General features: G+C 69.9%; 19 protein-coding genes and 2 pseudogenes. 13 read left to right on the forward strand and 8 right to left on the reverse strand.

The features are described from left to right. Positions 1–194: 194 nt before the first annotated feature. Together L0H79_RS08895 and L0H79_RS22210 are read right to left on the reverse strand one after the other, a co-directional pair. Positions 195–557, reverse strand: coding sequence for a bleomycin resistance protein (locus tag L0H79_RS08895; protein WP_301484245.1), 363 nt, complete (start codon positions 555–557; stop codon positions 195–197). After that, a complete protein-coding gene (locus L0H79_RS22210; RefSeq protein WP_367652449.1) occupies positions 554–997 on the reverse strand; it encodes a GNAT family N-acetyltransferase in 444 nt (147 codons plus the stop codon). The genes L0H79_RS08895 and L0H79_RS22210 overlap by 4 nt, the downstream gene beginning before the upstream one ends. A gap of 71 nt (positions 998–1,068) precedes the next feature. On the opposite strand from L0H79_RS22210, the gene L0H79_RS22215 reads away from it, so the two are divergent. The 6 genes from L0H79_RS22215 to larC all read left to right on the forward strand — a co-directional run bounded on the left by L0H79_RS22215 (position 1,069) and on the right by larC (position 8,188). Next, on the forward strand, positions 1,069–1,527 hold the full coding sequence (locus L0H79_RS22215; protein WP_367652450.1) for a hypothetical protein: 459 nt from the start codon (positions 1,069–1,071) through the stop codon (positions 1,525–1,527). Positions 1,528–2,470: 943 nt separating this feature from the next. Further along, positions 2,471–4,387 carry a molecular chaperone DnaK gene (gene dnaK / locus L0H79_RS08905; RefSeq protein WP_301484247.1) on the forward strand — a complete coding sequence of 639 codons (1,917 nt, stop codon included), beginning with the start codon at positions 2,471–2,473 and terminating at the stop codon, positions 4,385–4,387. Between the two features lie 5 nt (positions 4,388–4,392). Next, positions 4,393–5,106, forward strand: coding sequence for a nucleotide exchange factor GrpE (locus L0H79_RS08910; protein ID WP_367652451.1), 714 nt, complete (start codon positions 4,393–4,395; stop codon positions 5,104–5,106). 77 nt (positions 5,107–5,183) lie between these two features. Next, entirely contained in the window at positions 5,184–6,185 is a 1,002-nt protein-coding gene (locus L0H79_RS08915; protein WP_301484249.1) for a DnaJ C-terminal domain-containing protein, read from the forward strand. 76 nt (positions 6,186–6,261) lie between these two features. Further along, on the forward strand, positions 6,262–6,741 hold the full coding sequence (locus tag L0H79_RS08920) for a helix-turn-helix transcriptional regulator (protein ID WP_301484250.1): 480 nt from the start codon (positions 6,262–6,264) through the stop codon (positions 6,739–6,741). A gap of 175 nt (positions 6,742–6,916) precedes the next feature. Next, positions 6,917–8,188 (forward strand): nickel pincer cofactor biosynthesis protein LarC, encoded by a 1,272-nt coding sequence (larC, locus tag L0H79_RS08925; protein WP_301484251.1) that lies wholly within the window; start codon positions 6,917–6,919, stop codon positions 8,186–8,188. Between the two features lie 266 nt (positions 8,189–8,454). On the opposite strand, the gene larB is transcribed toward larC, so the two are convergent. From larB to L0H79_RS08950, 5 genes are all read right to left on the reverse strand, one after another. Then, positions 8,455–9,210: a nickel pincer cofactor biosynthesis protein LarB gene (larB, locus tag L0H79_RS08930; protein ID WP_301484252.1), complete on the reverse strand. Its 756-nt coding sequence runs from the start codon at positions 9,208–9,210 to the stop codon at positions 8,455–8,457. Then, positions 9,203–10,066 carry an ATP-dependent sacrificial sulfur transferase LarE gene (gene larE, locus L0H79_RS08935; protein WP_301484253.1) on the reverse strand — a complete coding sequence of 288 codons (864 nt, stop codon included), beginning with the start codon at positions 10,064–10,066 and terminating at the stop codon, positions 9,203–9,205. The genes larB and larE overlap by 8 nt, the downstream gene beginning before the upstream one ends. Before the next feature lie 313 nt (positions 10,067–10,379). Continuing rightward, on the reverse strand, positions 10,380–11,810 hold the full coding sequence (gene gndA, locus L0H79_RS08940; RefSeq protein ID WP_301484254.1) for an NADP-dependent phosphogluconate dehydrogenase: 1,431 nt from the start codon (positions 11,808–11,810) through the stop codon (positions 10,380–10,382). A 59-nt stretch (positions 11,811–11,869) separates the two neighbouring features. Then, complete coding sequence (gene uidA, locus L0H79_RS08945; protein WP_301484255.1) at positions 11,870–13,648, reverse strand: beta-glucuronidase; 1,779 nt, start codon at positions 13,646–13,648, stop codon at positions 11,870–11,872. A gap of 113 nt (positions 13,649–13,761) precedes the next feature. Next, entirely contained in the window at positions 13,762–15,063 is a 1,302-nt protein-coding gene (locus L0H79_RS08950; protein WP_301484256.1) for a lactate racemase domain-containing protein, read from the reverse strand. Between the two features lie 99 nt (positions 15,064–15,162). Here L0H79_RS08950 and uxaC point away from each other — a divergent pair, with 99 nt between their 5' ends. The 5 genes from uxaC to L0H79_RS08975 all read left to right on the forward strand — a co-directional run bounded on the left by uxaC (position 15,163) and on the right by L0H79_RS08975 (position 21,870). Then, complete coding sequence (uxaC, locus tag L0H79_RS08955) at positions 15,163–16,581, forward strand: glucuronate isomerase (RefSeq protein WP_301484257.1); 1,419 nt, start codon at positions 15,163–15,165, stop codon at positions 16,579–16,581. Next, entirely contained in the window at positions 16,578–18,041 is a 1,464-nt protein-coding gene (locus tag L0H79_RS08960) for a mannitol dehydrogenase family protein (RefSeq protein ID WP_301484258.1), read from the forward strand. Before uxaC ends, L0H79_RS08960 begins: the two co-directional genes overlap by 4 nt. Beyond that, the gene (locus L0H79_RS08965) at positions 18,038–19,648 is read left to right on the forward strand and encodes a gluconokinase (RefSeq protein WP_301484259.1); all 1,611 of its coding nucleotides are present in this window, start codon (positions 18,038–18,040) and stop codon (positions 19,646–19,648) included. Before L0H79_RS08960 ends, L0H79_RS08965 begins: the two co-directional genes overlap by 4 nt. A 97-nt stretch (positions 19,649–19,745) precedes the next feature. Continuing rightward, positions 19,746–20,390, forward strand: a complete 645-nt coding sequence (locus L0H79_RS08970) for an AAA family ATPase (RefSeq protein WP_301484260.1) — start codon at positions 19,746–19,748, stop codon at positions 20,388–20,390. A gap of 52 nt (positions 20,391–20,442) precedes the next feature. Beyond that, on the forward strand, positions 20,443–21,870 hold the full coding sequence (locus L0H79_RS08975) for a glycoside-pentoside-hexuronide (GPH):cation symporter (protein ID WP_301484261.1): 1,428 nt from the start codon (positions 20,443–20,445) through the stop codon (positions 21,868–21,870). A gap of 93 nt (positions 21,871–21,963) precedes the next feature. Here L0H79_RS08975 and L0H79_RS08980 read toward each other — a convergent pair whose 3' ends face one another. Beyond that, the gene (locus L0H79_RS08980) at positions 21,964–23,133 is read right to left on the reverse strand and encodes a Gfo/Idh/MocA family protein (protein WP_301484262.1); all 1,170 of its coding nucleotides are present in this window, start codon (positions 23,131–23,133) and stop codon (positions 21,964–21,966) included. A gap of 136 nt (positions 23,134–23,269) precedes the next feature. Between L0H79_RS08980 and L0H79_RS08985 the strand changes: the two are divergent. Together L0H79_RS08985 and L0H79_RS08990 are read left to right on the forward strand one after the other, a co-directional pair. Then, positions 23,270–23,980 (forward strand): annotated as a pseudogene (locus tag L0H79_RS08985) (sugar phosphate isomerase/epimerase family protein); the annotation flags it as partial. 117 nt (positions 23,981–24,097) lie between these two features. Continuing rightward, positions 24,098–24,361: pseudogene (locus tag L0H79_RS08990) on the forward strand (TrmH family RNA methyltransferase); the annotation flags it as partial. Between the last annotated feature and the right edge of the window lie 72 nt (positions 24,362–24,433).

The raw sequence follows: 24,433 nt of genomic DNA on the forward strand, positions 1-24,433 counted from the left end.
ATCAGCGAATTGGCAGCCTAATCTGCCTGTCCAAAAAATCGGGAACACTCCAAGGCACAGCGGGCGGCAGCTGTGGGGGCAGGGCCTGGCTGATCGGCGCGTACGACTGACAACCGACGCAACCCCGGCCGATTCGGGTCGTGCTGACGCGGGCCGGGGCGCGTAGCCGGGGGGTTGTCACAGTCGGCAGCCTGTTACGGGTTCTGGACGAGACGCAAGAGGGTGCCGTCGGGGTCGATGAGTGCGCCGATGCGAAGCCCGGACTTCTCACGTCTCGGCGGGTGGATGCGCGGCCACCCCTTGGTCGTCACCGGAAGGCCGGCGTCGCGGCATGCGGCGTAGAAGTCGTCGACGTCGTCAAGGCGAAGGCAGCAGCCGAACGAGCTGGTCGCGGGGTCGAGGTCCGGATACGGGAAGAATTCGAGGTTGAGTCCGTCGCGCGTGAGGATCATCCAGTCGCTGTCACGGTAGTCCTCTGTGAAGCCCAGGGTCGCGTAGAACGCGGAAGTCACCACGAAGTCGCGTGCGGGCAGGTTCGGGGTGGCGTGATCGGTCATATCGCACTGTAGCCGGGGGCAGTCAGGTCGGCTGGCGCAAGCGCATCACGTAGAAGTGCTGCTGGCCTTCGCTGCGTACGCGCTCGAACCCGGCTCGTTCGAGTGTCCTCTGTGAGGCGATGTTGCCCTGGGCAGTGTCGGCGACGACCGAGGCCAGTCCGTGGGTCGGCGGCCAGGCTGATCAGGGCGGCGAGCGCCTCGGCGGCGTACCCGTGGCCGCGGGCCGACGGGGCGAGTCCATAACCGACTTCGACACAGCCATCCTCCGGCTGCCCTTTGAAGCCGATGCCCCCGATCGCCTGGCCGTCCGCGGCTCGGGTGATGCGGTAGAACCCCCAGGGACGCTGATCGCCGTGCTCGGCGGTCGCCCGCAGGTAGGCGGTTGCGCCGAGGACGTCGCCGTCAAACGGGAAGTCTGCTGCCCACCGGTCGCCCTCCATCGGTCGCCGGCTGACGATACGTCCTCCTTCAGCGGTGTCGATCGGATGCAGGACGAGCCGCTGAGTGTGAAGTGCATGACTTCGTCGACGGAGTCGCCGCCAGCGAGACTTCCCAGGACCGCGAAGACGGGCACTCGATTGCGCACGAAGGTCATGCGTCCGGCGTTGAACCGAGGGTTGATCGCCACACCGGGGATGCGGACCTCGAACGCGACGGGGTAGTCGTCGTCCTCGAAGATGAGCGGCTTGAGGTGGTCTTCGAGGACTTCCACGAAGGCGTGTTGATTGGTCTTCACTCGGTAGAGATCGCTGGGGTTCTCGCGAACGTAGGCGTAGGCGCCGTCGGCGACGAGCCGTTCGTTGGCCAGCGCGATGTCGATGTCCATGTCACAAGCGTGCTGCCGGGACATTGGCGGGCTCAATCGGATACCGGCGACGTCTTGCACGGTGCAGATCGGCGTGACACGCGGCGGGATAGGTGGTGGTCGGGACCCGGTCTGGCCGCTCACTATCCGGCCGTGGCGGGATAGGTGGTGGTCGGGACCCGGTCTGGCCGCTCACTATCCGGCCGTGGCGGGATAGGTGGTGGTCCGCTCTCGCTCGTTGTCGCACATCCTCCTGACTACTATGAAGGTTCTCGCGCGATCTGCCGGCTCTACAGTGATCTGATGTGCGCTTGGACGCGAACGTGCCGGCGAACCGTTGTCGGCATCTTGTCGAAACCCTCAGGGCAGCCAGTGATTGACGGCACCCTGCCTGTGGCAGTCCACGCACGACCTGCTGCCGGTGGGCGGGAGCGACCACGTGCGGACAGGCCAGGAGATAGTCCGGAGCGTGACGGCGCGGTACATCCTCGTCGAGGCCGCTGAGCCAGAACGGCTGACTGGCGATCCCCGTCACCGCAACATCGAAGTCGGCCAGCAGGACCCGGTCGCGCTCCAGCAGGCTCTCGTAGCCCACGAGCGTCCCTGTCGTCGACGTCCACAACCATCCCGGGTAGTTGCCCTGGCGAGGGTGCCACGAGAACTCACGCACTGGGGACCCGGCAACAATCGGAGCCTCCTCGACCTCGCTCAGGGTCGTCACGACTTCCTCGCCAGATGGGGTGCAGTACCGCAATTCTGTCGATGCGAGCGCCGTGGGCAGCTCCATGTCGCCAGCCTGCTCGCGCTCGTCACTTTAGTTGGCAGACCGACACGCGCCCGACAAGTTAATGGCAAGCCGACAAGATGCGCGTCAACCCACAACTACTGGCCTGATCTCGTTCGTCGTACCCGGGAACAATCCGGGCGCCGCCAAAGTTGAGTCGAGTGAACGCAAGATTCGCGAGCCTCGTCTTGACAAGTCAAGGTCGGGCAGAGCAGATTGAGCGGGACCCCAAGAACCAACGCGGCCCGAGCGTCACTGAGCCGGTCTGCGAGACCGGGCTGAGCGGCATACGGCCCCGGAACGACACACCAAGGAGAACCACTCATGGCACGTGCGGTCGGAATCGACCTCGGTACCACCAACTCGGCCGTCTCCGTCCTCGAGGGCGGCGAGCCGACCATCATCGCGAACGCCGAGGGCGGCCGCACCACCCCGTCCGTCGTCGCGTTCTCCAAGAACGGCGAGGTGCTCGTCGGCGAGGTCGCCAAGCGCCAGGCCGTCACGAACGTCGACCGGACGGTCCGCTCGGTCAAGCGCCACATGGGCAGCGACTGGAAGAGCCCCGAGATCGACGGCAAGCGATACACCGCGCAGGAGATCAGCGCCCGCATCCTGCAGAAGCTCAAGCGCGACGCGGAGTCCTACCTCGGCGAGAGCGTGACCGACGCCGTCATCACCGTCCCGGCCTACTTCGACGACGCCGAACGGCAGGCCACCAAGGAGGCCGGCGAGATCGCCGGCCTGAACGTCCTGCGCATCATCAACGAGCCGACTGCGGCGGCGCTCGCCTACGGCCTCGACAAGGGCAAGGAGGACGAGCTCATCCTCGTCTTCGACCTCGGTGGCGGCACCTTCGACGTGTCCCTCCTCGAGGTGGGCAAGGACGCCGAAGACGGCTTCGCCACCATTCAGGTGCGGGCCACCAACGGTGACAACGCCCTCGGCGGCGACGACTGGGACGACCTCGTGATGAAGCACCTCATCACCCAGGTCAAGAACAAGACCGGTCAGGACCTCTCCAAGGACAAGATCGCGATGCAGCGCCTGCGTGACGAGGCCGAGCGCGCCAAGAAGGAGCTGTCGACCGCGACCTCCACGAACATCTCGGCGCAGTACATCTCGATGACCCCCGATGGCCCCATCCACCTCGACGAGAACCTCACCCGGGCGCAGTTCGAGCAGATGACCAAGGCGCTGCTCGACCGCTGCAAGGCCCCCTTCAACAAGGTGATCGCCGACGCGGGCATCAAGGTCGCCGAGATCGACCACGTCGTGCTCGTCGGTGGCTCCACCCGGATGCCGGCCGTCACCAGCCTCGTCAAGGAGCTGACCGGCGGTCAGGAGCCCAACAAGGGTGTCAACCCTGACGAGGTCGTGGCCATGGGCGCCAGCCTGCAGGCCGGTGTGCTGAAGGGTGAGCGCAAGGACGTGCTGCTCATCGACGTCACGCCCCTGTCGCTCGGCATCGAGACCAAGGGCGGGCTGATGACCAAGCTCATCGACCGCAACACCGCCATCCCGACGAAGCGCTCCGAGATCTTCTCGACCGCCGACGACAACCAGCCGTCGGTTCTCATCCAGGTCTTCCAGGGTGAGCGCGAGATCGCCCAGCACAACAAGTCGCTCGGCACCTTCGAGCTGACCGGCATCGCGCCGGCCCGCCGCGGTGTGCCGAAGATCGAGGTCACCTTCGACATCGACGCCAACGGCATCGTCAACGTCTCCGCCAAGGACCAGGGCACCGGCAAGGAGCAGACGATGACGATCACCGGCGGCTCGGCCCTCTCCAAGGAGGACATCGAGCGGATGGTCAAGGACGCCGAGGCGCACGCCGAGGAGGACAAGAAGCGCCGCGAGGAGGCCGAGGTCCGCAACCAGGCCGAGCAGCTCGTCTACTCGACCGAACACTTCCTCAAGGAGTCCGGCGACAAGGTCCCGGCCGACGCCAAGACCCCGGTCGAGGAGGCCCTGGCCGACCTCAAGTCCGCCCTCACGGAGGGCTCCGAGGCGAGCGCCGCGGACCTCCGAGCCAAGGTCGACACGCTCAACGAGAAGTCGCAGGCCATGGGCCAGGCGGTGTATGCCGCCGAGCAGGCTTCCGCCGCAAGCGGCGCCGGCGCGTCGGCTGGATCATCAGACGGGTCGTCGGACGGCCAGACCTCGGGCCAGAGCGGCCAGGCCGGTGCCGACGAGGACGTCGTCGACGCCGAGGTCATCGACGACGACCAGGAAGCCAAGTGAGCCAGATGGACCCCGAGGCCCGCCCCGAGGACGCCCGGCCCGAGCAGGCCCGCCCTGAGGACGACGGCTCAGGCGCCCTCGAGAGCACCGGCCCCGACACAGCCGAGGGAGCCGTTCCGGGTTCCACCGAGGGTCCGGGTCCTGACCTGGCCGACGGCGCCGGCGCAGCCGGCGCTCCGGCCGGGCCGGGCCGCGGCCCGGTCTACGCCGACGGGGGCGCCGGCGCGTCGGCCGAGCCGGGCGGCGAGGATGAGTATGACCACGCACCAGCCGCAGCGGACCTGGCCGAGGAGGACACCATGGCTGCGTCGCTGCTCGCCGACCTGCAGCGCCTACAGGCCGAGTACGTCAACTACAAGAAGCGGGTCGACCGCGATCGAGAGCTCATCCGGGTCGGCGCGGTCAGCAGCGTCGTCGAGGCACTCCTGCCGGTCCTCGACGACATCTACTTCGCCCGGCAGGCGGGTGACCTCGAGTCGGGGCCGTTCGCGGCGATCGCCGACAAGCTCGAGGAGACCCTCGGACGGCTCGGTATCGAACGCGTCGGCACGGTCGGCGACGAGTTCGACCCGAACGTGCACGAGGCGCTGATGCACGTCGAGGCCGCCGTTCCGGAGGGCGCGACCGGCACGACTGTCGTGCAGATCTTCCAGCCGGGATATCGCAACGGCGAGCGGCTCGTGCGGCCCGCGCGGGTCTCGGTTGCCGACCCCGCCTGAGCGACAGGCCGCGAGGCTGGGCAGCCAGCCCAGCGGCATACGTGAGACTGTGATGAGTAACGAGGAGGTGCGCCGGGATGGCTAGCCAGGATTGGTTCGAGAAGGACTTCTACGCGATCCTCGGCGTGTCGCAGGAAGCCGACGAGGCGACGATCAAGAAGACCTATCGCAAGCTCGCGCGCAAGATGCACCCCGACCAGAACCAGGGCGACCCCAGAGCCGAGGAGCGGTTCAAGGAGATCGGCGAGGCGTACGCCGTCCTGTCCGACCCGACGCAGCGCAAGGAGTACGACGCGATCCGGGCGATGGCCCACGGCGGAGCGCGCTTCACGGCCGGTGGCCCTGGTGGAGCGGGCGGTGCGAGCTTCGAGGACCTCTTCTCCGCGTTCGGCACCGGCGGGCAGGGCATGCGCTTCGGCACGGGCGGCCAGGGTGCCTCGGGTCCCGACCTAGAGGATCTTCTCGGGGGACTGTTCGGTGGCGGTGCGGCGCCCGGGTATGGCGGCTATGGCGCGCCGCGTGGCCCGCGGCACGGGGCCGACGTGCAGGCTTCGACGCGCATCGGCTTCCGCGACGCCGTCGAGGGCTCGACCGTCTCGCTCCAGTCGCCCGAGCTGGGCCGGATCAACGTGCGGATCCCCGCCGGTGTCAAGGACGGCCAGAAGATCAAGCTGCGCGGCAAGGGTCGTGCCGGGGACCCTGGTGCGCCTAAGGGCGACCTCATCCTCACGGTGACCGTCGACCCGCACCCCGTCTTCGGCCGGGACGGCGACAACCTGACCGTCGACCTACCGGTGACCTTCGCCGAAGCGGCGCTCGGTGCGACGGTGCCGGTGCCGACGCTCGACGGGAAGTCGGTCAAGGTCAAGGTTGCAGCGGGCACGCCGAGCGGGCGGGTGCTGCGACTCAAGGGACGCGGTGTCAAGCGCGGTGACAAGAGCGGCGACCTGCTCGCCAAGGTTCAGGTCGTCGTCCCGCAACGGCTGACCGACGAGGCCCGTGCGGCGATCGAGAAGATGGCCTCGGCCGAGAACGGCTACGACCCGCGTGCCGAGCTGTTCGCCAAGGCGCGGACCTAGGCGCGGGAGACTTTCGCGCATGAGAGCTGCGAGCTGAACCGGATCGAGCAAGGAACCCGGGCTGCACGGGCAGGAGGTGAGGACGACGGCAGGGCAGACCAGACGCCGCGGCGCGGTCCCGGACGACGACGCGCCGGTCTTCGTCATCTCCGTCGCGGCCCAGCTGGCCGGGATGCATGCGCAGACCCTGCGCCAGTACGACCGGATGGGCATCGTCACGCCGTCCCGCACCCGCGGTGGCGGGCGGCGCTACAGCAGCCGCGACGTCGACCTGCTCCATGAGGTCCAGCGCCTGTCCCACGAGGGGGTTTCCCTCGTCGGGATCCAGCGCATCCTCGAGCTTGAGCACCAGGTCGAGGCGCTCCGCTCCCGCGTCGCGCAGCTCGCCGACGAGCTGGAGTCGGCGCGGGACGCGGCCGCGCAGGCGGGCCGGGTCTTCGCTGCCGGTGCGCGAGGTGACGTCGTCGCGGTCCCACCGGGGCGTCGCCCACCGCGACCGATCCGGTCGCAGGCCCTCGTCGTCTGGCGTCCCGACCGGAGGCGCGCCTCGTCCTGATCGGGGTCGCAGGCCTGGTGTGGGCATCGCCGTCCCGCCGATGGTGCCGACGAACGACCATTGGTCGGGGTGCGTACCCAGAGTCCCATCGTGCCGAGCACGGGGGGTCGGATCGAGAAACTCCTCGACCTAGGTGACCGACCACGACGCTCAGAGGCGGACTAGCCTGTCCAGCGTGGAGGCTCGGGGTCAGGGATCGGTTGTCGCGTGGGTCGACGCGTCGGCCGGACTGGCCGGTGACATGCTGCTCGGGGCGCTGCTCGACCTGGGCGCCGAGCTCGAGGTGGTCCAGGGGTGCGTCGACGCTGTCATCCCCGACACGGTCCGGATCAGTGTTTCCGAGACGACGCGTGCAGGGCTGCGCGCGGCCAAGGCGCACGTCGAGCTGGTGGCATCGGACCAGCACCACCGGAGCTGGGCCGAGATCCGCGACCGGATCGGAGGCGCTGAGCTGCCGGAGCGGACGCGCCGTCGCGCACTCGCGGCCTTCGAGGCACTCGCGCGGGTCGAAGGTGCCGCCCACCGCGTCGAGGTCGATGACGTCGAGTTCCACGAGGTCGGGTCGTGGGACTCGATCGCCGACGTCGTCGGGGTCTGTGCCGGTCTGGAGGACCTCGGGGTCGACGAGGTTGTCGTGAGCCCGATTGCGGTCGGCAGCGGCTGGGTGCACGGGTCGCACGGGCGCCTGCCGGTGCCGGTACCTGCCGTCGTCGGGCTTGCGCAGGGCTGGCAGGTCGAGGCCGGTGGCGAGGGGGAGCTCGCGACTCCCACCGGGGTCTCCCTCGTGACGACGCTTGCCTCCGAGCAGGGCCCGCTCCCGGGAATGCACCTGCTGGCCGCCGGTGTCGGGGCTGGCACCCGGGAGGTCGAGGGCCAAGCCAACGTCGTGCGGGTCGCCCTGGGAGTGCGGACTGTGACGGACGAGGCGGCCGGCTCCCCGGTCGCCACCGGGGCGGTCGGGCTCATGGAGCGCCCGATGACACTGCTGGAGGCCAACATCGACGACCTCGACCCACGGGTGTGGCCGACGGTCATCCAGGCCTTGCTCGACGCCGGGGCGGCGGATGCCTGGCTCGTCCCCATTCTGATGAAGCGCGGCCGTCCAGCGCACGTTCTCTCGGTCCTCGCCCGGCACGATGAGCTGGCGGCGCTGCGCGACCTGGTCCTGTCGTTGACCAGCACGATCGGCCTGCGGGAGAGCGAGGTTCGGCGCTCTGAGCTGCCGCGGGGGTGGGCGACCGTCGAGGTCGAGGGACGCGAGATCGGTGTCAAGATCGCCTATCGCGACGGGCGGATCGTGCAGGCGACACCTGAGTTCCGGGATGTCGTGGCGGCGGCCGGCGCGCTGGGCCGGCCGGTCCGGGACGTGCTGGATACTGCCCGGGCAGCGGCGGTCGCTGCTGGCCTCGTCGGCGGCGCCGAGGTGCGGCACGACCTCAAGCGCTGAAGAGCGGCATCTCCCCGCCGAATGGGGTGCTGCATCGCTCCTGCCCAAGGTGAGAGTCCGTGACCAAGATCTGGTCATGTCGCCGGAGTGGTGCTGCCGCCGGTCAGATCGCAGGTCGTGTCGCCGGAGGCGAGCGGATCGCAGGTCATGTCGCGGGTCGTGTCGCCGGAGCCGTGCCGGTGCGTGCTGGGGCCGGTCCGAGAGCGCGACATGACGCGCGACTTGACCGGGCAGGCAGCACGCCCTGGCGGCGACAGTCCCTGGGTTCAGGCAGGTGCGGCGATCTGCGCGGCGAGGTGCCCTGCGCCATACCCGTTGTCGATGTTGACGACGCCGACCCCCGGCGCGCACGCGTTGAGCATCGTCAGCAGCGGCGCCAGGCCACCGAACGCCGCGCCATACCCGACCGACGTCGGTACTGCGACAACGGGGGCACGCGCCAGACCGGCCACGACGCTCGCCAGCGCACCGTCCATCCCGGCCACGACGACGATCGCGCGGGCCTGTTCGATGAGGTCGACGCGCCCGAGGATCCGATGCAGCCCGGCCACGCCGACGTCGACGGCGAGCTCGGTCGGCCGGCCGAGGTAGGTGATCGTCAGGACGGCCTCGCGCGCCACCGGCAGGTCCGACGTCCCCGCACAGAAGACCGCGACGAGACCCCCGGTCGGCTCGGGCGCCGTCGGCGGCCAGGCAAGCAGCCGGGCCGTCTCGTCGTGCAGCGCCTCGGGCAGCACCTCGAGGATGGCCGCGGCCTGCTCGGCGGAGGCGCGCGTGAACAGCGACGCGCCCGTCGTCTCGTCCGCCGCCCTCGCACGCCTCAACCGGGCCGCGATCGCACGCACCTGGGTGACCGTCTTGCCCTCGCAGAAGACCGCCTCCGGGAAGCCCCTTCGCGCCGCACGCCCGAGGTCGAGCTCGGCGATCCCGTCGAGGTCCGCGACGTCCAGCGGTATGCCGCTCACGGCAGTGAGCTCGTCGGAAGCCGTTGTGTCCGAGGTGGGTTGGGCCGGCTCAGGCATGCCCGGCCTCGACGAGGGGCAGGGTGAAGGCACCGGACTGGATGCCGGCCACGTCGACGGCGACGAAGCGGAAACCGGCCTCGATGCCCGCCCGCTGCACGGTGACTCGGGTGCTTGGCTGCATGGCTCGCACGATGTCGTCCTCGGGCAACTCGATCCGGGCGACCTCGCCATGGTGACGGACGCGGCAGTCGGGGAAGCCGAGCCCGTGGACGACACGCTCGAGAGCCTCGACCTGCCGGAGCTTGTCCGGGTCGACCTCGGAGAAGTGTGGGATGCGCGAGGCGAGGCACGGCGCGGCGGGCTTGTTGGCGTTGGGCAGGGCGAAGGCGCGGGCCAGCGCGCGCACGTCGGCCTTGGTCAGACCTGCATCGGCCAGCGGACGCAGCACCGCGTGGTTGGCGGCGGCCCTGGCGCCCGGCCGGTCGGGGCGCTGCGCGTCGTCGGCGTTCTCTCCGTAGGCGACCGCGCCGAGCCCGTGAGCCTCGGCCACCTCGTCGGAGATGCGGGTGAACAGCTCGTCCTTGCAGTGAAAGCACCGATCCGGCCCGTTGGCCCGATAGAGCGGGTTGTCACCCTCGTGCGTGGCCACCTCGACGACCGGCGCCCCGATAGCGGCCGCGACTCCTCGGGCTGCCGTCAGCTCGTCGGCGGCGAGGCTGGGGGAGACCCCGATGACGGCAACGACCCGCACCGCTCCGAGGTGGCGCACGGCCAGGGCGAGCAGCAGCCCGGAGTCGACCCCCCCGGAGAACGCGACACCGAGCCGTCCCGACGGCACGGCCTCGCCGAGCAACTGACCAGCTCGGTCATCGAGGGTCGCCAGATCGGGCGGTAGCTCCACGTGGAGGTGCACACTCGATCCTGATTTCTGCACGCTCGATGAGGACTTGTGCACTGTCGATGAGGACTGCTGCACTGTCGATGAGGACTGCTGCACGCTCGATGAGGACTTGTGCACTGTCGATGAGGACTGCTGCACGCTCGATGAGGACTGCTGCACTGTCGATGAGGACTGGTGCACACTCGATCGGGATTGCTGCACGCTCGATCGGGAGGCGGGGGCTGCGCTCATGGCCCCAGTCTCACCCATCGGCGCAAGTCCCACCCGTGCGGCACCCAACAACGCTCAGACCCCTCGACCGCACGCTCCGCTCTGCTCGACCGCGTCAGTCGGTCTGCACCTCCGACCGGTCCTGGGCCCAGAGCGTGTGGAACGTCCCGGGCGCGTCGGTGCGGCGGTACGTGTGCGCGCCGAAGTTGTCCCGCAGGCCCTGCACGAGCGCCGCGGGCAGCCGCTCCGCGCGCATCGTGTCGTAGTAGGCGAGGGCGATCGAGAAGCCGGGCACCGGCACCCCTGCCGCTGTCGCCTGGGCCACGACGCGTCGCCACGCGTCCTGCCGCTCGGCGAGCCCTTGCTTGATGCTGGGCGCGACGAGCAGGGTCGCGAGCCGGTGCGCGGCGTACTCGTCGCTGATCTGCTTGAGCAGGCGGGCGCGGATGATGCATCCGCCGCGCCAGATCCGCGCGACGGTGGCGATGTCGACGCCCCAGCCGTAGTCCTCGCTGGCCCGGCGGATCTGCTCGAGTCCTTGCGCGTAGGCGACGACCTTCGAGCTCCACAGGGCCTGCCGCACGTCGTCGACCAGCTGCTGGCGCTCGGCGTCGACCCGGCGCTCCGGCCCGCTCAGCACGCCGCGGCACGCGTCCCGGATCGCGGAGTCGCCCGACGCGGACCGGGCGAACACGGCCTCGGCGATCGCGGAGACCGGGACACCCATCTCGAGCGCGGTCTGCACCGTCCAGCGACCCGTGCCCTTCTGCTCGGCCGCGTCGACGATGACCTCGACGAGCGGCTCGCCGCTCCTGGCGTCGGCCTGGGCGAGCACGTCCGCCGTGATCTCGACGAGGAAGGAGTCGAGTTCGCCGGTGTTCCAGCCTCGGAACACCTCTGCGATCTCGGCCGCGGTCATCCCGGCCGCCGAGAGCACGTCGTAGGACTCGGCGATGAACTGCATGTCGGCGTACTCGATGCCGTTGTGCACCATCTTGACGAAGTGCCCCGCACCGTCCGGACCCATCCAGGCGCAACACGGCTCACCGTCCACCTGGGCGGAGATCTTCTCGAGCATCGGCCCGAGGGCGGCATACGACTCCTTCGAGCCGCCCGGCATGATCGACGGGCCTTCGAGCGCGCCGACCTCACCGCCCGAGATGCCGACCCCGACGAAGTGCAGTCCGCGCTCACGCAGCGCTGCCTCACGCCGGCGGGTGTCCTCGAAGTTGGCGTTGCCGCCGTCGACGACGATGTCGCCCTCCTCGAGCAGCGGGGTCAGCTCGTCGATGACCGCGTCGGTCGGCCCACCCGCCTTGACCATGATGATGATCCGGCGGGGCCGCTCGAGCGAGGCGACGAAGTCGGCGGTCGACTCGGAGGGGACGAAGTCTCCCTCGTCGCCGTGCTCGTTCATGACCGCCTCGGTCTTGGCGTGCGTGCGGTTGTGCAGGGCGACGCGGTAACCGTTCCGCGCGAAGTTGCGGGCCAGGTTGCTGCCCATGACGGCCATTCCGGTCACGCCGATGGTGGCTAGGTCGCTCACGTTGGTTTCCTTTGCTGGGTAGGGCTGTTCGAGAGTATGCCGCTGAGCCGGCTTGCGCTTCAGTCCTCGCCGTGCCACCGTCTGCGCAGGTAGAACGCGGCGGACTTGGGGTCGCGGTCCCGGGTGAAGACGCCCTTCTTGTTGCCGTCGACCCGCATGATGCCCGGTGTGGTCTGGAAGTCGGCGAAGTTCCAGACGTGCTCGCCGACGACCGCCGGGATCGAGTCGAAGACGCGGTGGTTCATCTCGAGGTAGGCGATCTGGTACTCCTCGTCCCAGGGCTGGGGGGCGAGGGCGTGCAGGCCGGTCAGGGTGTCGGCGCCGTACTCGGTGATGATGATCGGCTTGTTCTCGGACGCCCAGCCCTCGAGCTCGGCGCGCCACGCGATCTCGGCGTTGGCGAGGTCACCGGTGTTGACGTACCAGCCGTAGTAGCGGTTGAGCATGAGCACGTCGCCGAACTGGGAGACCCGGCACTTGCCGTACGGCGCGAGCATGACGTTGACGAAGCCGACCGGACGGGTGGGGTCGGCCTCGCGGGCCACGTCGAAGAGCGGCCGGAAGTAGTCCTCGGCACCCTCGGTGTCGCTCTCGGGCTCGTTCGCGATCGACCAGAGCACGACCGACGGGTGGTTCTTGTCGCGGGCGACGAGCTCGCGGATCGCCTGGGCGTGCACCTGCCGCGTCGTGTCGTTGACCGTCTCGGGGCTGAACGTCGTGTAGCCCTGCGACCCGAAGATGCCGCCACCGAGGCCCATGTTGAGGCCCACTGCCGCCGTCTCGTCGATGATGACGATGCCGTGCCGGTCGGCGTGGTCGAGCACGTCCTCCGAATAGGGGTAGTGCGAGGTGCGGAAGGAGTTGGCGCCGATCCAGTCCAGCAGGCGGAAGTCGTGGACCATCCAGGCGTCGTCGTGGCCCTTGCCGGTGACGGGGATGTCCTCGTGCTTGCCGAAGCCCTTGAACTGGAAGGGCTCGCCGTTGATCAGGAACTGCGCACCACGGACCTCGACCGTGCGGATGCCGACGGTCTGCACGTAGCTGTCGTGGACCTCGTCGCCGGCCACGAGCTGGACCTCGAGGGCGTACAGGTAGCCTCGGCCCGGCTGCCACAAGGTCACGTCGGGGACGGTCAGGGTGCCGGTTGCACCCGAGCCCGTGGCCACCTCCGTGCCGGACGCGTCGCGCAGGACGACGCGGACCTCGAGCCCGTCGGCGTTCTGGGACTCGACCGTGTAGCGGACGCTGCCGGTACCGCCCTCGTAGTCGGTGACGACCGTGACGTCCTGCAGGTGCGCCTGCGGCGTCGTGGTCAGCCAGATCGACCGGTGCAGGCCGGCGTAGTTGAAGAAGTCGTGCCAGTACCGCTGGGCCGGCCCGGCCGGGGTCTGCTCGATGGTGCCGGGCGGGATCGTCTGGAAGCTCAGGGAGTTGTTGACGCACACGGTGATCCGGGCCTCCGCGCCCGGGGTGACGAACTCGGTGATGTCCGCCTCGAAGGGCGTGTAGCCGCCCTCGTGGCTCATCACCTCGTGGTCGTCGACCCAGACGGTCGCGCGGTGGGTCGCCGACTCGAAGTGCAGCACGACCCGCTGGCCGGCCCAGCCGCGGGGGACCCGTACAATGCGTTGGTACCACACGTCGCCGACGTAGTCGCGGACCGCCGCGTCGGCCGAGACGTCGTTGAAGCTCGCGGGGACCGCCATGTCGTCCGCGTCGGGCAGGGGCGCGGCGAACCAGGAGCGAGCCCGGCCACGGTACTCGGCGTCGAGCCGGAACGCCCAGATCCCGTCGAGGCGCTTCTTCTCGCGAGTGGCCGTGTCCTGGGGACGGAGCATGGGGATCACCTTTCGGTTACCGGGCGGTTCGGTTCAGTGCGGTCTGGTCGATCTGGCCCCATTCAGGCAGAGAACGGCGCGGATGCCAACCCGTGCCGAGCTCTCGGCCCTGCTCATCGCAGCCGGAAGAGCACCTCGCCGGCACGGGGCACCACGAAGACATCCGGGTCGGCCTCTGCGGCGGCGACGTCGATCGAGCCGGGGTCGCGGTAGCCGAGGTTGGCCGCCCGACAGACCTCCTCGGGGATGCCGGTCGCGAGGGTCACCTGGACCCGCAGCCGTTCCTCGCCGGTCTGCGCGTCGTAGGTGCCGGCGCCGCGCAGGTGGGTCGAGTGGGCGAGCGTGCCCCAGTGGACGTGCTTGAAGCGGTCCCACTGCTTCACGAAGTAGTCGCGGCAGTGGTAGCCGATCTCGTTGATCTCCGGGTGCATCGCCGAGATCTGCGTGATGTGCGGCGCGTAGAGGATGACCTCACCGCCGTCCGCGACGACCGGCTCGAGCTTGTAGAAGCCCTTCGCCCCGGTCCAGATGTCCTCGTACATCCTCGGGACGAGTGACAGCACGGTGTTGACCGGCTCGTCGAGGTAGGTCACGTGGCTGGCCGCGCAGACCTGCGCGGCATCGGCCCACGAGGCGATGGTGTCGCCGAACGAGACCGAGTGCAGCGACTCCGCGTGCGACCCGGTCCCGCCGACGACGCAGAAGGCCAGCTTCCGGGCCGGGATCAGGGCGGTGCCCTCGTTGATGAGGGCGCGCACCGGGGTGATGCCGGTCGTGCCGATGATCTGCGCGGACGTGATGAGCGCTCCGAGCCAGTGCGACACGTCGATGATCTGCTGGCCCGCGACGCCCGGGAAGAAGTACTTGTTGCCGCCGGAGATGCCGACGACCTCGTGCGGCAGCACCGGCCCCACGACAAGGGCGACGTCGTGCTCGACGACCGCCTTGTTGAGCAGCACCGGGACCTCGACGGACAGTCGCCCCTCGGAGAGCTCCTCGAGCCGGTTCGCCGGGACGGTGCCGAGGTTGGCGAACGTCTCCGGCCGCCACCACTCGTGGTTGACGACGGTCATGTCGGGATAGGTCTGCTCGAGGTGACCCGGCTCGTAGCCGAGGTGCCGGCCCAGGTGCGCCTCGCTCATCGCGGCGTGGGTCCCGAGGGCGACCAGGACGGTCAACCTCGACACACGCCCGTGCAGCGCCTCGTGGACGGCGGCCATCAGCAGCGGCATCGGGCAGGTCCGGGTGCCGTCGGGCACGAGGACGCACACGCTCTTGCCGTCGAGGTCCGCCGTGTCGAGCTGCTCGTGGATGAAGCTGCGCACCTGCTCGGGCTCGAGGATCCCCTCCGCCCCGCCGATGCGTGCGGCCTGCCCTCCGGCCGTTGCGGGTGCCTTCTCGCTGGTCGTCGTCATGGGGCCACTCTTGCGTCGTCCGGCACGGCGGGCAAGGGTGGGGCCACAACAGGAGACACACCCGTGGACCGACGAACCGCACGTGGAGAGGATGACAGCATGACCGCGACGACGAGTCTGACCCTGCACCCGGACCGACTCTTTCCCGCAGAACCAGGCATCAGAGAAGTCGCCCGCCGGTTGTACGCCGCGGTGCGCGACCTGCCGATCATCTCGCCGCACGGGCACGTCCCACCCCAGTGGCTCGCCGAGGACACCCCGTTCGGCGACCCGACCTCGCTGCTGCTGTCGCCGGACCACTACATCTTCCGGCTCCTGCACGCCGGGGGCGTCCCGCTCGAGGCGGTCGGAGCCGGCGGCTCCCCGCTCGACGAGGCTGGCTCGCGCCAGGCCTGGCGCCACTTCTGCGAGCACTGGCGCGACTTCCGCGGCACCCCGGTCAGGTTCTGGATGGAGAGTGAGCTCGTCGACATCTTCGGCGTGACGCAGCGCCCCTCGGCCGAGAGCGCCGACCGCATCTACGACCAGATCGCCGAGCACCTCGCTTCGCCGCAGTTCCGCCCCCGCGCCCTGATGGAGCGCTTCGACATCTCGTTCCTCGCGACGACCGACGACCCGGCCGACGACCTGCGCTACCACGAGGCGATCGCGGACGACCCCGGCTTCACCCGCCGCGTCGTGCCGACCTTCCGCCCGGACCGCTACCTCGAGCCGGGCCGGCCCGGCTTCCCCGAGCTCATGGCGGCGCTGGGCACGGCGGCCGACACCGACACCGGCGACTACGCGGGCTACCTCGCCGCACTGGCTGAGCGGCGTCGCTACTTCAAGGACCACGGCGCGGTCTCCTCCGACCACAGCCACGCCGACGTCGTGACGCTCACCCTCGACGACGCCGAGGCGCAGCGGATCTACGCGGCCGCCCTGCGGGGTGAGGCCTCCGAGGCGGAGGCCACCGCGCTGCGGCGCCACATGCTCGTCGAGATGGCCCGGATGGCAACCGAGGACGGCCTCGTGTTGACGCTGCATCCCGGCGTCTACCGCAACCACGACACCGCGACAGCCCAGCGGTTCGGCCCCGACACGGGGCACGACATCCCGATGGCGATGGAGTTCACCCGCGGGCTGCAGCCGCTGCTGGACCGGTTCGGCAACAGCGAGGGATTCCACCTGGTGGTGTTCACCATCGACGAGACCGTCTACTCACGAGAGCTCGCGCCGCTGGCCGGCTACTATCCCGCGGTCTATCTCGGCGTGCCCTGGTGGTTCATCGACGCGCCGGAGGCGATCCGCCGCTTCCGCGGCGCGGTCACCGAGACCGCCGGCTTCTACCGGACCTCCGGGTTCATCGACGACACCCGCGCCTTCTGCTCGATCCCGGCCCGGCACGACATGTCCCGCCGCCTCGACAGCGCCTACCTCGCCCAGCTCGTCGCCGAGCATCGGATCGAGGAGGACGAGGCGCTGCAGACCGTCGTCGACCTCGTCACCGCCGTCCCGAAGCAGGTGTTCAAGCTGTGAGCCCGAATTCGTCGTATGCCGCTGAGTCCGCTTCCGACGGCGGTGACCCCACGGCGGGGGCGTCGTCACCCGCACCGCGCCGCCTGTCCCGGCAGACCGACGGGCGCCCCGCCGCGCCGGTCCGGCACGTCCACCTCGGCGTCGGCAACTTCTTCCGCGCCCACGCCGCGTGGTACACCGAGCACGCTCCCGACGCCGACGAGTGGGGGATCGCGGCGTTCACCGGCCGCTCTCCGGCAGTCGCCGAGGCGCTCGGCGGGCAGGACGGGCTCTACACGCTGCTCGTGCGCGGCCCGGAGGGGTCGGTGCCAGAGGTCATCTCGTCGCTCAGCGCCGTCCATCCCGCCGACGACCTGGCCGCGCTGCGACGCTACTTCGCCGACCCCGCGATGGCGGTCGTCACGAGCACCGTCACCGAAGCCGGCTACCAGCGGGACGCCTCGGGTGGGCTCGACACGGCGGCGGTGGAGGTCCAGGCCGACATCGCCGCCCTCACCGCCGACCCGGCCGGGGGCGTCGTGACGACGACGCCGGGGCGGCTCGTCGCCGGTCTGCTCGCGCGCCGGGCCGCCGGCGCGGGCGCTATCGCCTTGGTGCCGAACGACAACGTCCCCGAGAACGGCGAGATGGTCTCTCGGGTGGTGCACGACCTCGCCCGGCTCGTCGACGCGTCGCTGCTGTCGTGGATCGACGCGAACGTCTCGTTCGTGACGACGATGGTCGACCGGATCACGCCCCGAACGACCGATGCGGACCGTGAGGAGGTCGTGCGGCAGACCGGCATCGACGACCCCGAGACGGTCCCGACCGAGCCCTTCTCCGAGTGGGTCATCGCCGGGCAGTTCCCGGGTGGCCGCCCTGCCTGGGACGCCGCGGGCGCCCGCATCGTCGAGGACGTCAGGCCCTTCGAGCAACGCAAGCTCTGGCTGCTCAACGGCTCCCACTCGCTGATGGCCTACGGCGCTTCGGTCCTCGGGCACGAGACGGTCGCCGACGCGATCGCCGACCCCGAGGTGCTCGGCTGGGTGCAGCAGTGGTGGGACGCCGCCGCCGCCCACCTGCCGCTGCCCCCCGAGGAGATCGACTCGTACCGGCAGGCGCTGCTCGAGCGCTACCGCAACCCGCAGATCCGCCACCTGCTCGCCCAGATCGCCGCCGACGGCTCGCAGAAGATCCCGATCCGCGCGGTGCCCGTCATCAAGGCAGAGCTCGGCGAAGGCCGGGTCGCCGAGGGAGCCACCCGCACCGTCGCCGCCTGGATCGCGCATCTGCGTGGCCACGGTGCCCCGGTCACCGACGCCCGCGCCGACGAGGTCACCCCGCTCGCTACGGGCAGCCCGGCCGACGCGGTCCGCGCGACCCTCGTCCGGATCGGGCTCGACCCCGAGGCCCAGGAGGGCCGGCTCGCCGCGACGGTCGAGCGCCAGCTGGTGGACCTTGAGTCGCGGGGTGGCGGATGACGTCCTCCGTCAGGCGCGAGGTCGTCATCGGGGTCGACGTCGGCACGACGGCCGCGAAGGTCGTCGCCTTCGAGGTCGGGCCCGATGAGCCGGGCGATCCACTGAGCACTGGCATCCGTGAGTACCCTCTCATCCGGCCCCGGTCCGGCTGGCGGGTGCAGGATCCCACCGCGGTCACGACGGGCACCGTCGCGGCGCTGCGCGAATGCGTGGAGGGTCTGGTCGCTGTCGGCCGAGAGCCCGTGGACGTCATCGCGCTCTGTGTCAGCACGGCGATGCACGCCGTCATCGGGTTCGACGAGCAGGCCAGGCCGCTGACGCCCATCGTCACGTGGGCCGACGCCAGGGCTCGTGACGTCGCCCGTGAGCTGCGCGCGACACCACTCGCCGCGCAGCTGCAACGCACGAGCGGCACGCCGGTCCACTCGATGGCACCGTTGACCAAGCTGCGCTGGTTCGCCCTGCACGAGCCCGGTCTCGCTGTCAGCGCCACCACCTGGGCCGGCCTGAAGGACCTCATCCTGCACGCCCTGACCGGACGGCTCGTCACCGAGCTGTCCTCGGCGAGCGGCACCGGGCTGCTCGACATCGCGACCCGATCCTGGGACCCCGAGGCAGTCGGTCTCGCGGGCCTCCTTCCCCAGCAGATGCCGCCCATTCTCGCCACGACCGAGGCGCTGCCGCTCGCCGACGCGGTCGCCCGGGAGGTCGGCCTGCCCGCCGGGACCCCAGTGGTCGTCGGAGCCGGCGACGGACCCCTTGGCAACCTCGGCACGGGCGCCCTCCGGCGAGGCGTGGCCGGGCTCTCCCTCGGCACGAGCGGTGCCCTGCGGCTCGTCGTCGACGGACCCTACGCCGACCCCTCCGGCCGGCTCTTCTGCTATGCGCTCACCGACGACCGCTGGGTCGTCGGCACCCCGATCAGCAACGGCGGCGCGGTGGTCCGTTGGGCCAGAGACGTCTTCGTGGCGGACCGGCCAGGCGCCCCGGCTCGACAGCCGCCCGAGGCCGCCCCGGAGGTCACCGACGCCGAGGTCCTCGAGCTCGCCGCCGCCGTCCCACCCGGCGCCGAGGGGCTCGTCATGCTGCCCTTCCTCCTCGCCGAACGCGGTCCTCTTTGGGACGCCGACGTGCGTGGCGCATTCCTCGGTATACGCCAGCACCACGCGCGCGGCCACTTCATCAGGGCTGCCGTCGAGGGGGTCGCCTTCCAGCTCGCGACGATTCTCGACGGCCTCGACGAGGTAACCCCGGTCACGTCGATCCACGGCACCGGCGGGGTGTTCCGAAGCGACCTGTGGCGAGAGGTCCTCGCCGCCGTGCTCGGCCGGCCCCTCGTCGTCACTGCCGGCGCGGAGGGGACGGCGCTCGGGGCCGCGGCGCTCGGGCTGCTCGCTGTGGGCCGCGCCAGGACGCTCGAACAGGCCGTCGAGACGCTGTCTCCGGGCATCCTCGAGGAGGCCGGCCACGACGCGACTATCGTTGCCTCGGAGGCGGACTCAGCGGCATACCGGGCGGCGCGTGTCTCCGCCAAAGGCCGCCTCGAGGACCTGCGCGCGTCGGCCGACCTGCTCGCCGGGCCGGCGAGCAGGACGCCTGACCCGTGACGCCCGGGCCACGCCACGGTGCAGTGGGCGTGGGTGCGTTGTCGCGTGGGGCGGATGAGGCTACGGTGGCGTCACTGGCATCGATCAGGAGGTTGGGATGTCCGAACAAGGAACGGTCGGCGGCCCCGGTGGCACGGACGAGTCGGTCAAGCCGGTCGTGACGCTCTGGGAGCAGTACGGAGCGGGCGCCGAGGAGATCGGCCAAGAGGTCGCCAAGAGCCTCGGGCTGCCGTTCCATGCACAGGCTTTCAGCTCCGACGACCTGGAGCACCCTGAGGCGTCGCTGGAGAACCGTGCCGTGCTGACCACCGTGCTCGGCACGATGGGCGGGGCTTACGGCGGTTTCGAGGGACGCGACATCGTGACCACCCAGCAGGAGCGGCGCGACCTGATCACGACCAACAACGTCACGGTGCGCCAGTCTGCCCAGGAGGGTGGGGTCATCATCGGCCGCAACGCGACCGTCATCCTCGCGGATCGACCGCGCACGCTGCACGTGCTGCTCACCGGTGAGGTCAAGGACCGGGTCGAGCGTGCCGCCGCTGCGGCCGGCATCTCCGTCGCGCAGGCCACCAAGCGCCAGGCCCGTGAGGACGACGTCCGGGCGGAGATGTCGAAGGTGCTGTACGGGTGGAACCCGCACGAGCCCGACCACTACGACCTGGTCCTCAACACGAGCCGAATCCCGGCCGCAGCAGCCGTCAGCGCCATCGTCAACGCCATCCGCGCGACCATCTCGTGACCATGGGTCGCGCAGCAGGACCGATTCCCGAACTCCGAGCGTGAGGCCAAGCATGTCCGTCGCCGCATCGAGCACCCAGTCCGCAGTCCAGCACAAGCCGCTCGGGCTGAAGAGCTATCTGGCGTATGCCGCCGGGGACGCCGCGAACAACCTGACCTTCACCATGGCGGGGATGTTCCTCATCCTCTACTACACCAACGTGGTCGGTGTCGCGGGAGCGACCATCGGGACGATGTTCCTCGTGGTGCGCTTCATCGACGCGTTCACCGACGTGGCCACCGGGCGGATCATCGACGCGCGGCAGCCCGGGAAGATGGGCAAGTTCCGGCCGTTCATCCTGTGGTTCTCGCTGCCGCTGCTCGTGACGAGCATGCTGATCTACTCCGCCAAGGTTCTCTTCCCGGACATCTCCGGGGGAGCGGCGGTCCTCTACATGTACATCACGTACCTGCTCATGGGGTCGCTGTTCTACACGCTGGTCAACATCCCCTATGGCTCGATGGCGCCGTCGCTGACCCAGGTCCCGGCGGAGCGCGGCAAGCTCGCGGCCTTCCGCAGCTACGGCGCGGCAATAGCCGTCCTCGCGCTCGCGTTCATCATCGCCCCACAGATCAAGGCCAACATCAAGGAGCCGGACGCGCTGCAGCACTCGTTGTTCATCACGACTGCCGCCTTCGTCGTGGTCGGCATGGCGCTGTACCTGTTCCTCGTGTTCAGCACGAAGGAGCAGGTGACGAGACCGGACGCACAGGTATCACTGCGCGACAGCCTGCACGCTCTCGCCTCGAACAAGCCACTCGTCTGGCTGTCGTCTGGCGCCGTGCTGTTCCTGACGGGCCTGACCGCGTTCAGCACCTTGGGCGCCTACATCGCCATCTACGTGCAGCGCAACGCCCAGTTCATCGCCTGGAACACGTTGGCCCAGACCGTCGCCCTGTTCGTCGTCGGGCCGTTCATCCCCACAGTCGTACGCACGATCGGCAAACGCACCGGCTACCTCATCTTCGGCGCCATCGGCATCGCCGGCGCGATCGTGCTCGGGCTCGCTCCGCTCGGCACGGTGCCGCTGTTCGGGCTGCTCGCCTTCTTCCTCATCGGCATGGGGATCAACGGCGTCAACACCCTGATGTGGGCGCTCGAGGCCGACTGCGTCGAGTACGGCGAGTGGAGCAGCGGCCAGCGTACCGAGGGCACGACATACGCGGTCTTCTCCTTCACCCGCAAGATGGGGCAGGCACTCGGTGGGCTCGTCGGCGGGCTCGCCCTGACCTATGCCGGGTTCAGCTCGGCGGTGGCATCGTCCGGCGGCACCCAGGCACCCGGGGTGGCCCAGAACATCCAGTACTGGGCCGGGGGCCTGGTCGCCGGTTTCGTCCTGCTGTCGCTCATCATCATGGCCCGCTACCCGCTCACCGAGGCGAAGTTCATGGAGATCACCCAGGAGATCGCCGTCCGCCGCGCCGGGGACGGGGCCGCCTGACCGACCGGGCCAGACCGGCGGCGGCAGCGTCTCGTCCGCCGGCCAGGTCCTGCCGAGCGCCGGCCAGGTCCCGCCGAGTCGTCCGGTTCGGGGTCAGTCGGTCCGCTCGGGGAACCGGCCCTCGGCTCGGATGCGGGAGTTCAGCTGGCGCAGGTACTCCGCCTCGTCGAGCTCCAGCGGGACCTCGGTGCCCAGCCAGGACGACAGGTGGATGGCGTTGGCCAACCGCACCCCGTTGATGCCATCGGCTCCGGGAGCGAGCAATGGCGTGCCGTCGAGGATGTGGGCCGCGAAGTTCTCGAGCACTCCGGCGTGCTGGACTCCCCACGGTGAGTCGAACTCCACGACCTCCTGCTCGTACAGGCCGGCGACGTCGAGCTCGCCCATGAACAGCCTGCGCACGGCGTCCATGTCCATCTCGTCGGACAGGTCCCGCTCGTCCTTGACAAGGCGGGTGACGGTGGCGGTCCTGGAGCCGTCGACGACGATCTTGCCCTTGTCACCGAGGATCTCGAAGCGGTCGGTCCCGACCAGGTCGTGCACGGCGGTGACGAAGACACCGGTCGCGCCGTCCCCGTAGTCGACGACGGCCGTCACCTCGTCCTCGACGGCGATGTCGCGGCGGAACCCGTAGGCGACCTTCGCGGTCACGGACTTCGGTACGCCACAGATCCACTGCCACAGGTCGAGCTGGTGGGGGGCCTGGTTGACCAGGACTCCGCCGCCCTCGCCGCCCCAGGTGGCCCGCCAGTCCGACTGGTTGTAGTAGCCCTGCGGGCGCCACCACGTGGTGATCACCCAGTTGGTGTGCCGGATGCCGCCGATCTCACCTGCGTCCACGATCTGCTTGATCCGCTGGTAGAGCGGGTTGTTGCGCTGGTTGAACATGATCGCGAAGGTCAGGTCGGGCTTGGTCGCCGCGAACTCGTTGAGCCGGCGCACCTGCGCGGTGTAGACGCCGGCGGGCTTCTCGACCATGACGTGCAGGCCGGCGGTGAGCGCGGCGATGCCCATCTCGGGGTGCAGGTAGTGCGGCACCGTGGTGACCACCGCATCGACCTGCCCCGAGGCGAGCAGGTGAGAGTAGTCGTCGTACCGAGGGACGTCCGGGTACGCGGTCGCGGCACGTTCCAGGGCCGCCGGGTCGGTGTCCGCGATGGCGCCGATCGTCATGTTCGGCACCGCGCCGGTGGAGATCAACTGCGCGTACATGGAGCCCTGCGTACCGATCCCGATGATGCCGAGCCTGACCTGGTCTGTCATGGTGGTGGACCCTCTCGTGGTCGCTGTGGCCGTGGTCGTCGTGCTGGGCGCGTCGCCGCCGATGGCTGTAGTGTCAAAGCACGCTACCGGACGACCTACCTACGACCGTGCCGACGTCATGGAGGAGCGCATCGTCATGTGGACCCTTTCCGGATTCTCCGACGAGATCTCACCCGACCTGCAGGAGCAGTGCGAGCTGGTGTCCAGGCTCGGCCTGACCCATCTGGAGTTCCGCAGCGCCTGGCAGACCAACGTGCTCGACCTCGACGAGGCTCAGCTCGCCCGCGCGAAGGAGATCCTCGACTCCCACGGCCTGCGGGTCTCGAGTATCGGCTCGCCGATCGGCAAGATCCGCATCGACGAGCCGTTCGACCCGCACGTGCAGCGGGCGCAGCACGCGGTGCAGGTCGCACACCACTTCGGAGCGAGGTACATCAGGGTCTTCTCGTTCTTCATCCGCCCCGGGGACGACCCGGACGCGCACCGCGACGAGGTGCTGAGCCGGATGCGGGTGTTGGCGCAGGTCGCCGCCGACGGTGACGTCATCATGCTGCACGAGAACGAGAAGGAGATCTACGGCGACATCCCTCGCAGGTGCGTCGACATCCTCGAGTCCGTCGGGTCTCCGAACCTGCGCGCGGCCTGGGATGCCGCGAACTTCGTGCAGGTGGGGGTGCGACCGTTCACCGAGGCCTACGCCCAGATTCGTCCGCTGCTCGAGTACGTCCAGATCAAGGACGCCTACCTGTCCACCGGCGAGGTCGTGGCCGCGGGTCGGGGTGACGGAGAGCTGGTGGCGACGATCCGGGCCCTGCGCGAGGACGGGTTCGACGGGTTCTTCTCGCTCGAGCCGCACCTGAGCCAGACTCACGAGCTCGGCGGGTTCTCCGGGCCGGAGCTGTTCACCGAGGCCTTCGAGGCTTTCACCGGGCTGGGGCATTCCCCGGGGCGCGCGCACCCGGGGCCGGCGGGGGGGGACGGGGTGCGGGACAACGGGGTTTCCGTCGCGGCGCTGGCGTTGTCCGACGACTCGGTCGCTCTCGATGCGTATGCCGCGGACCCGCCGGAGCGGGTGGCGCTGGTGCTGGGGACCGAGGGTGACGGGTTGGCGAGTCGGACCCTGGCCGGCGTCGACACCGTCGTCCGGATCCCGATGGGTGGGGGAGTGGACTCGCTGAACGTCGCGGCTGCCGGGGCCGTCGCCGCGTGGGCCCTACGCGTCGGATGACCCACAGGGCCCACAGCACGATCGACGGTCAGGCGTCGGCGACCGTCAGGACCTCGGCCTCGCTCGCGCTGG

The sequence above is a fragment of the Intrasporangium sp. genome, assembly GCF_030452765.1.
GTDB lineage: Bacteria > Actinomycetota > Actinomycetes > Actinomycetales > Dermatophilaceae > Intrasporangium_A.